This window comes from Deltaproteobacteria bacterium (genome assembly GCA_016931625.1).
GTDB lineage: Bacteria > Myxococcota > XYA12-FULL-58-9 > XYA12-FULL-58-9 > JAFGEK01 > JAFGEK01.
In genome coordinates, this window is record JAFGEK010000075.1 from 1 (window position 1) to 9,672 (window position 9,672).

The following is a 9,672-nucleotide window of genomic DNA, read 5'->3' on the forward strand; positions in this document are numbered from 1 at the left end:
ATGTTATGGACCCCCGCGTTCGCGAGGGTGACGATGAAAAGGTTATTATGGTATTTTTGCAAGTGGCTCAACTAGTTAATTATTACGGTGGCGATTATTCTTAAGTTTAGTTATCTTCTAAAGCTGAATCAGCAGTATTGATTTGCATAGCTATAGAATCACTTTCTGAGGTGATATTTTCAATTTCACCTTTAGCTGTAGAAGTTTCGGATGCTGTGGTAATATCTGTTTTAGCATTTTTAGATTTAGAATGTTTATTTTTACCATTTTTATTATTTGAGCGCTTGGTTGGTAGTGCAACTTCGCCTTTTAATAAAGCCAACTCACTAATCGCTTCATAATATTGTCTACCTAAAGATGAGACTTTATCTTCAAGAGTTTCAACTTTGCCTTTTGATATAATATCAATACGTCGAAGTTGCTCAGCATAGTGATGTAGCTTGCTCAATTCTCCTTTTTGTTTATTAATGGTTTCACGGGCGGTGTTAAAATTTGTTGTCAATTTTTCATGCTCTTGTTCAAGTTTTATAATTTTATCTTTTAGCTCTTGTTCATTTGCAAAACCAGTATGAGATATCGTTGCAGATTGATCAGTATTGGATGGTTTGTCTGCATTGATAGTAGTGATTGGTTCAACTTTAGCAGTATTAGTTTGGTCTGCATGAAAGCTTTTAGTATTGGTGTTGTTTGCAGCCAAATTGTCATTTTCAGAACTAGGAACAGGCGAAAAAGCCGGACGGGAGGCAAGTTTGCGCTCATATTGTTCCGCTTGGGTGCGCAATTGAGATTTAAGCGATTTAGCTTCTTCTTGAGTGGTATGGTTCTTTTTACGAATAGCAGCAAGATCTTTTTTTAATTGCTGCAGTTCGGTATTTCGTTCATCAGATTTTTTAGTAATCTCACGTTCGCGAATTTGGCTTGCTTTTATTTCTTCAACGGTTTTTGCGTGATCGGCCTTGGCTTGGGTTAGTTGTTTCTGTAAAGCTCGACTACGCTGCCAAGTAAAAAGGGCAAGAGCAAAAAAAATAACGGCAATGACTATTGCAGTGCTAGTATTTGTCGAAAATGATTGTGTTAGTATTGTAGCGCTAACAGCGGCAAATAATTCGCTAAGCATGGTTGACCTCTAAAATTACCCGCAGCATTTGCGGGGTTAAAAAGACACAACTTTTAAAAAACAAATCAGCTCCTTAACACTTGTGAAGAAATAATTAAAGCCATGTAGGTTTAGTCTTGTAAAAAAGTACTTTTATTAGCCATTTTTGGGGAAAACCCACTGATATTTTAGGGTGATATCCCTCTAACGCGTCTTTAAAAAAAACAAACATAATAACTTACGTAATAGCAGTAAAAATCAATAACCACCAAATAACAGGAGCCTTACCGTGCTGCTAGTAACCACAAAACATAAATAAAAAGTTAAAAAATATCGGGATACCACAAGAAAATGAAAAGTGAGGCAAAAAACTTATCTCTCCTAATCATGCTTTTAAAAAAGGCAGTACGGTAGGCTTCGGTGCGAGTGCGAATTTTATTGAGACTTTAGTAACAGAAAATGACGTGGTTGAGGGTTTATTTTGCAACTTATTAGTAACTTATTATTAAGGAGCCGATTATGTTACGAAAATTGAGAGTAACTTATTTAATTATAGTCTCTATAATTATTGCCACTACAAGCATAAGTGCACCTAAAGCACAGACTAATGTTGGAGTTGACTATAGTTTGCCGCGTAGTACTCCTGCGGCAGAAGGGGTTAATGCCCAAAAACTGGCTCGGCTTTTTAATAATTTAGCTACTACCGGTAAACCAGTGAATACTATTTTGATTGTTAAAAATGGTAAAATAATTGCCGAAGCATATAAATACCCTTATGGGCCGCAGTATAAGCGCCAGCTTTTTTCAGTTACTAAAAGTATTATTTCTATTCTGATAGGTATTGCTATTAATGACGGACTATTTAAAGGTGTTGACGAGCATATGGTTGATATTTTTAATGATCGAAAAATAAAGTACCTCGATGAGCGCAAACGCAAAACAACATTGCATGATTATCTTAGTATGCAAGCAGGTATTGATTGGCAAAATGATAAAGTTAATTTAAATATGTATGATGCTTTTGAACAAATGATTAATAGCAGTGATCCCACGCAGTATGTTTTGGATCTCCCCGCGCATATTGATCCTGGTACTGGCTTCTTCTATCATAATGGCGTTTCTCATTTATTAAGCGCTGCTATTCAAAAGCGCGCACGTAAATCTACATTTGATTATGCTCAAGAGAAGTTATTTACGCCTTTAGGTATTAGTGATGTTTATTGGGCGGCTGATAAACTTGGTACAACGCATGGCGCTTTTGGTCTTTATTTACTTCCTGAAGATATGGCGAAAATTGGACAGTTAATGCTTAATAATGGTGCTTTTAATAATCAGCAAATAGTACCGGCAGCCTGGGTAAAGCAGTCCACAAGAAAACAAACAAAAAATAGCTTTTTAAATGACAACGATGGTTATGGGTATCAATGGTGGGTAAATAAGGATACTTTTTTTGGCCGTGGTTCTGGGGGTCAGTATATAATTGTGGTACCAAAATTAAAACTAGTGGCGGTATTTTGCAGCAATTTAACCGGTGAAGATGAAGACTGGGAATTGCCCGAGATATTGTTTAATCTTTACGTAACCCCAGCAGTTACGGGTAAAGGCTCTTTAGCGGCAGACAAATATTTAGCAAATGCTATTGCGGCATATGAACAAAAGCCCAAAGCAAAAAAAGTAACTTATTCTTTACCAGCACAAAGTATCGATGGCGCTGAATATTTAATAGAAGATAACAGTACCATTAGTTTTGCAATCTCTAGTCCTGGTGAAATTTCAGCAACTTGGGAGGTTGGCAATAAAGAATATAATGTTATCGTAGGGCTTGATGGAGTTGAGCGTATCAATCAACTTGCAAGCTTTAGTCAACCAGAATTAGCCAGTGCTATGTCAGCTATTGGACATTTTGACGAGCATACACTTATTGCACGGTTAACTTGGTTGAATGGAGCAGACGATTTAATAATGACTATGGATTTTAGTAAAGATCAACCAGTATGGGAAATTTTAGCGGCCTTAAATAATAAAAGGGTTATGGGTAGGCTGACAGGAGTTAAGAAGAATTGAATTAATGACAATTGAAAATAACCACAAAATAAAAATAGAGGGTTTTCCCTCTTTCGTTTTTGGTTTAAATATATTTCTAATTGTTATAAAGTAATAACCATGAACTCGACTACGCTAGAAAAGAATGATGGCCTTTCAGAGTTTGAGCATCGCTTGCTACTAGTAGATGATGATGCATTTAATCGAGATGGTATGCGACCATTTTTTATACGCGCTGGTTTTAAAGTATTTGAGGCCGGTGATGAAGATAATGCTTGGCAAATTATTCAACAGAAAAATGTCGATGTTGCAATTTTAGATTTAGCAATTCCAGCTGAACCTGGGGCAGCAACTGATCATGATCGTGGTAGTCTTCTGGCTTGGCGTATAAAACAAAGTTATCCAGATATTGGTATTGTTTTATTTTCGGCTTATGAAGATGTTGCTGCTACATTTTTAGATAAAGTAAAAGAGGGTATACGTGGTATTGCTTACCAACTTAAGGGGTGTTCACCTGCAGATTTGCTTAAAACTGTTAATGAGGTGATGGCCGGAAAAGTATTAATAGATAATGTAATAACAGTTAAACAACAGGCCAGCTATAATAATTTTGTAGATAAACTTACGGATGAAGAAAAACCATATGTTGAATATGCGGTTAGCAGTATTGCAGCTCTACCACCTCGCTTGCTTCAGGTCACCCGTTTTTTAGCAAATTCTTTCAATGTTGACGGTATTAGCAAAGCTTTGAATGTTTCGCATAAAACGGCAGAAAATTATATTGGGCAAGTATATGATAGACTAGGGCTTACTGAAATGGGGCATGTGGCACCCAATCTGCGTAAATCCGTAATCATTGTTAAATCATGTATGTTATATGATTTGTCATATAACTAAAACAGGTAGCCAACCGGTAACCGTCATACCCTTTCCGGGGCTGCTATTAATATTAAAGTCACCTTGCAGCGATGTGATACGAGCGTTCATTGAAATTAATCCAAAGCTACCACGTTCTTCAGCCTGCAAACGGTCTTGCAGTGAGATGCCTATACCATTGTCTTTAACGGTAAATAAAACACGATTATTTTGTTTATAAATATCAACTTGAACATGAGTTGCTTTGGCGTGAGCAACGATATTATCTAGAGATTGTTGTACTACGCGATAAAGAGCATGACGAGCATCAACAGATAGTATGCTGTCAACTGACGATGAAATATTAACTTGTGTAGTAATAGCAGTATGTGAAGCGAATTTTTCAATCAGTAAGTTTAAAGGGCGACATAATCCTTTGTCGAGATGACGAGGTGCGAGATTATTACACACATCTCGTACCATTTGAGCGGCGACGCCCACGTCATCAATACATTTTTCTAAAACTTGTTGCGTTGTTTTCGGGTCATCAAAAGCAGTTTGTCGACTAAGTTCGAGTTGAAATGGTAGTCGGCCTAAAAATTGTTGAATCGTATCATGCAACTCTTGCGATATACGTAAACGCTCTTTTTCTTGAATAATAGCGATTTGGATAGGAAACTGTCGTAATTGATCAATGTGCGCAGCGGTTAAAAGTAAAGCGGCTTGTTGTGCTACTAAATCTACAATTTCAAGATCACGCTCATCAAAAACCTCATCGGTCCAACGTTTGCCAAAACCCAAGACTCCAATAGGTTGTCCAGATGTAATTAAAGGAACAATAATTTCTAAGGTATTGGCAGGTTTCACATAATTAATGTACTTTATTGTTGGTTCGTTAATATAATCACGATATGAAATTGCGCCAATGTTTTTACGCAGAGCTGACGGTTCAAGAGTTTTTGGTAAGGATAAATTAGTACAATTACCCGAAGAGGCTGCTAACATAAGAGAGTCTTGTGTATCATTCCAAAGCCATATTGCCGCGCATTCTAATTCTAATTCTGTGACTATTGCTTTAACTATGGTTTCAGGTAAATTGGCTAAACCGCCAGGTCGTGCAACGTTATGACCAAAACGTCGAACCGCTGCATAGCTTATATCATCCCAGTGCCAAAGACGCGCAAAAATGCCATGCAGACCACTTTTTAATCCCCATATAATAATGACAGCAATAGCAGTGGCCATAAGCGCAAGAAAGAAAAACAAGCTGAGATTATTAGCTGCTATTGGTTTAATGATACGAAAAATCCATGAACCAATACCCGCTAGTAAAGCACTGAAGGCAATCATTAAAACTAAGAAAATAGTTTTAGGTAATCGTTGAAAGTTATGGTAGCGCACAACAACAATTGCAAAAGAAATTGCTAAAGGTAATAAGCCTAAACGTAAATCAAATCCATGCCAGCAGTATCCTTGACCAATAAAAGGATGCCCAAAATCAACGCTAAAATACGGTATCGCTGGTATTAGGCCAGCAAGAAGTAACCAACTTTGTCGTCTTATTCGGCGCGAAAAATTACGATGAAAAATTAACCAGAACTGACGAGAAATGAAAAAGAAATAAGCTAGAAATGTAATGGTTAACACTAAACTCATAGCTATAAGCAATAATTGTCTTTGCAAATCCCAAAACTGCACATTCCATTGATTTTGCCAAATAATGATAAAAGATATAATGAAAAGAAAGCAAGTGACAATGGCTACAAAGTTAAGTAATGGCATAAATAATCTTGGAGAATTTATAGTTTGAAATGGCAAAACTAGGGCTAGGCGTAAAAGCCAAAGTGCAGCAAATGCTGCAATTATACCTACTATAACATTACGTATAAATAAAGGCAATAATCCGCTAAAATCTGCGGTATAGACCGTTAACCAGATATTGCCAGCAAATAAACTCAGCGCAATGCCAGCGACATAATTTATTTTAGCTTTGGGGCGGGCACGATAGACCGCAAATGCCAGTAACCAGAAACAAAAGCCTACAATAAGGTCTGGTAGTTTTGCTTCAATAAGATTGGTCCAGGTGAATTTTTTTATTGGTATATCGAGATCGAGCTGTTGGTGATCTCGTAAAATTGTAAGCTGTATAGAAGAAATATCTTCGCGTGCAATAGATGTATAAGCATTGCTAGACCATCTGCCATACTCAATATACTCAAGTGCTACTAATACATCATTATATCTCAATTTATATTTATCAATGATTGGCCACCATGCAGGTGTAGCAGGATTAATATACCAAGCAGAACGAGCGAATGCTTCGCGACTTATCCAAGCATTGCCAGTTTGCGCGGAAATTATCGTAGGATATATAACACTGCGTTTTTGCGACCAGCTCGGCAAAAAACCACCGTAATCATGACCAAGCTCAAGGTAGAGATTAATTACAGTAAGGAGCAACAATATTGGTGCTAAGATTATGACGGTTTTTGGCCAAAAACCTCGTTGTGAATTTAATTTCACTGATGGTAACCTTTACTTAACTTAGAATTTAAATCAACTTTTAACGTCAGCAATAAGTTCATTTGTGATACGAAGGGCCATTTTGACTCCTCGATTTAATTACTTGAAGTTTGAACTTGTCCATTTAGATAGAGGACGTAAGTTACCTGTTGGTAAACTATAAAAATAGATCAATCAAGCTAAGGAGTAATTTATAAATAAGAATTAATTAAAAAAACGGCAAATATATATAGAAAATAAAGAAATTAAATATGCGTGCATAATGTTAAAAAGCAGATGAAACTAAGTATTGTTATGAGGTTAAGTATCGGTGGTGCTAATTTACAAATATAATGCACCGCGCAATGAGTAATTATGCATTGAAAATCGCGAATTCAGCACGGTAATTCATGGTAGGCAAAAAATAAAATAAACGCCAAACAAGATTGATTTCGGTTTTACATTTAAATTGTGGTTATGCTGTTATATTTTTATGATTAACATAGTGCTGGCTATCGCTTGCAAGTTGTTTAGTAATACAATAACAATAACTATTATTTATACTTATTTGGATTTTTAAAATGTTAATAAAGATTAAATTGTTGCTTATTATTTTAGGAATATTAAGCATGGGCTGTGATGCCGCTGGGTTGTTAAAAGCAGCGCAACAAGGCAATGGGGCTCGTGTCAGCGTTTGTTTAGCAAAAGGGGTCTTACCAACACAAACTGATGAACAAGGCAAAACAGCTTTACACTTAAGTGCAGAGAATGGATTTTTAAAGATAGTCACCATGCTGGTTGAAAAAGGCGCTGATATTAATGCTCGTGATTTTAAAGGTAGGACTCCACTATTTTTAGCGGTACAAGCATATGAAGATAAAATTGTTAAATACCTACTTAGTAAAAGAGCTGATATAAATATCGAGGATAAATTCGGTTGGACGCCGCTACACGTATCGTTAGAGCATCCCGGAGCGCATACCGCACATCTGCTAATAAGTCATGGGGCTAATGCTAAGGCCCGGACTAAATCTAGCGAGACTATGCTTCATTTAGCGGCCAAATTTGGTAATAACGAGATGATCGTCGAACTCATTAAGCTTGGTCTTGATGTGCAAAGCACAGATCGTTATGGTCGTACCCCTTTGCATTTTGCAGCGGCTGGGGCCATGGAGAAATACGCCGAGTTGCTACTAGCTAAAGGTGCAGGCATTAATGTTCGCGATAAATTTGGTAGAACTGCACTGCATATGGTCCGTCATGCTTTGATGGTTAAGGTGTTGTTAGCCCATAAAGCAGATATAAATGCCCAAGATAATATGGGTTATACACCACGGGCTCTTGCACAACGCCGTGGTTTACATGAAGTAAGTAAGATTTTACGTCTAAATGGTGCACAGGAAATTTTTGTAAAACCAGCAGCAGAAAATCAAAGCGTGATGAGATGGCTTACCATTGGTGATAAAGATCAACAGGTATTAATAATTAAAGTTGCAGATCAACAACATTTACCCGTTTTAGAAATTGACGGTCAAACAGAGTTAGAGGCTAGTGATCAAAATGAGGCGCTATTCTATTTAGTATCATCTTTTGATTTGAAAATTGCAAAGATCGATATTATTTCAGGCAATAGCAAAATTGTGCTACCAACACCTTCGCCAATTTATCGTATGCCTAAATCTCCACGCCACACTTGGTTATTACTCAGTAAGCAAGTAAGTGGTATAATGCGTTTTTACCATGATAATGACAAACAATTATTTCAGGTAGATCTTGCAACTTTGCGTCAACCATTAGCAGAACTGCCGATTTTTTGGCCCAAGCAAGGTATTGAGAGACCTGATTGGAGTGCTTTACCAAAATCAATTTGGAGTAAGCATTAAGCGTTAAAAAATACTAGGGCTATTAGAGATCTGCCATAAAAATGGTGCCATACGACATAACCGTTAGCATATTATATTTGAACTATATCAATATTTTAAATGACAAGTTCCCAAACTCTCCAACCATTTTGCACCAATGTGCCGTCACCTAATTTATATGGTTGCTCTGTAATACTGGCAATATAGCTAGCAACAATCATAGCTTCACCATAAAAATCACGTAATTTTGCAATACCTTTTAGTTGTGATGAAGTAGGACGATTTGAAATTTTACATTCAATTGCTATTAAGCGCTGATTAATTTCTAATAATAAATCAACTTCATTTCCCAAGCGATCTTGCCAATACCACAACGAAACATGGGGACTATACCAATCGCGCCATCTTAACCACTGGCCAATAACGTAGGTTTCCCATAGCGTCCCCACTTCGCGGCTATTCCATAGACTCTGGGGGGATTGAAAACGCATGAGAAATGAAGCTAGCTCACTATCAGTAAAATATAATTTTGGGGATTTAGTTATTCGTTTACCAAGCGAGCGATAATACGGTTCAAGCAATATTATTTGATTTGACGCCTGCAACACACTAAGCCATTGTTTGGCTGTAGTTGGTGAAATACCTACATCACGACCAATTTCTGACATATTTAATAATTGACCGGTGCGAGCTGCACAAGCCCGTAAAAATCTCTCAAAGTCGCGTAAATTACCTACATTTAGTAGATTTCTTACATCACGTTCTGCAATAAAAGGGTGCCAGACATCGTTAACAGAGGTTTTTACTGTCCCATGCTGGGATGGTCAAAGCCGCCCGCCTTTAGGCCTTAGCATTAGCTAAGTTTTCTTTAGGACTTGCTGGTCAGTGTTGGTGGTATCGTGGTGATAAGTGGGTAAAAAAATCACGCAAAAAACGATCGCTATGGCAAAAAGAAATCCGCTATTGGTTGTATGCAATAAGATTAGTTAACCAAGCATTTGAGGATACTGGCTGTACAACACAGCGCTGGTATCAGTGTGATGCTGGGGCAGACTTTCGTGAGCTGTTAAGGCAAGCATCTACATCACAACAATGGTATACGATTCGTGTTTGCCAAGATCGGATTACACTTGACGGTGACCGTCAACTGTGGGCGACAGTTGCTGCTGCTGAATTGGCTGGTAGCTACGAACTGGCGATCCCGCCAGGTAGAAAACGAGCCGCGCGTAAGGCATTACTCGACGTTCGCTATAAACAAGTAACATTAAAACCACAGAATGCTAATAAAGGTAGCCGCGAGCCATTTACATTATG

Annotated in this window: 7 protein-coding genes; 4 read left to right on the top strand and 3 right to left on the bottom strand. The window is 37.5% G+C overall.

Annotated features, from left to right (window positions below):
- Window positions 1-106: 106 nt before the first annotated feature.
- Window positions 107-1,117, bottom strand: coding sequence for a hypothetical protein (locus JW841_06710; protein ID MBN1960619.1), 1,011 nt, complete (start codon window positions 1,115-1,117; stop codon window positions 107-109).
- Window positions 1,118-1,615: 498 nt separating this feature from the next.
- Between JW841_06710 and JW841_06715 the strand changes: the two genes are divergently transcribed.
- Window positions 1,616-3,160: a serine hydrolase gene (locus JW841_06715; protein ID MBN1960620.1), complete on the top strand. Its 1,545-nt coding sequence runs from the start codon at window positions 1,616-1,618 to the stop codon at window positions 3,158-3,160.
- A 99-nt stretch (window positions 3,161-3,259) separates the two neighbouring features.
- Window positions 3,260-4,036, top strand: a complete 777-nt coding sequence (locus JW841_06720; protein ID MBN1960621.1) for a response regulator transcription factor — start codon at window positions 3,260-3,262, stop codon at window positions 4,034-4,036.
- Here JW841_06720 and JW841_06725 read toward each other — a convergent pair.
- Entirely contained in the window at window positions 4,025-6,517 is a 2,493-nt protein-coding gene (locus JW841_06725) for a GAF domain-containing protein (protein ID MBN1960622.1), read from the bottom strand. The genes JW841_06720 and JW841_06725 overlap by 12 nt on opposite strands.
- Before the next feature lie 560 nt (window positions 6,518-7,077).
- Between JW841_06725 and JW841_06730 the strand changes: the two genes are divergently transcribed.
- On the top strand, window positions 7,078-8,379 hold the full coding sequence (locus tag JW841_06730; GenBank protein ID MBN1960623.1) for an ankyrin repeat domain-containing protein: 1,302 nt from the start codon (window positions 7,078-7,080) through the stop codon (window positions 8,377-8,379).
- A gap of 95 nt (window positions 8,380-8,474) precedes the next feature.
- Here the strand turns inward: JW841_06730 and JW841_06735 are convergent, their stop codons facing one another.
- On the bottom strand, window positions 8,475-9,128 hold the full coding sequence (locus tag JW841_06735) for a DUF4143 domain-containing protein (protein ID MBN1960624.1): 654 nt from the start codon (window positions 9,126-9,128) through the stop codon (window positions 8,475-8,477).
- A 197-nt stretch (window positions 9,129-9,325) separates the two neighbouring features.
- Here JW841_06735 and JW841_06740 point away from each other — a divergent pair.
- Window positions 9,326-9,672: hypothetical protein (locus tag JW841_06740; GenBank protein MBN1960625.1), on the top strand; the 347-nt coding region annotated here is incomplete at its 3' end.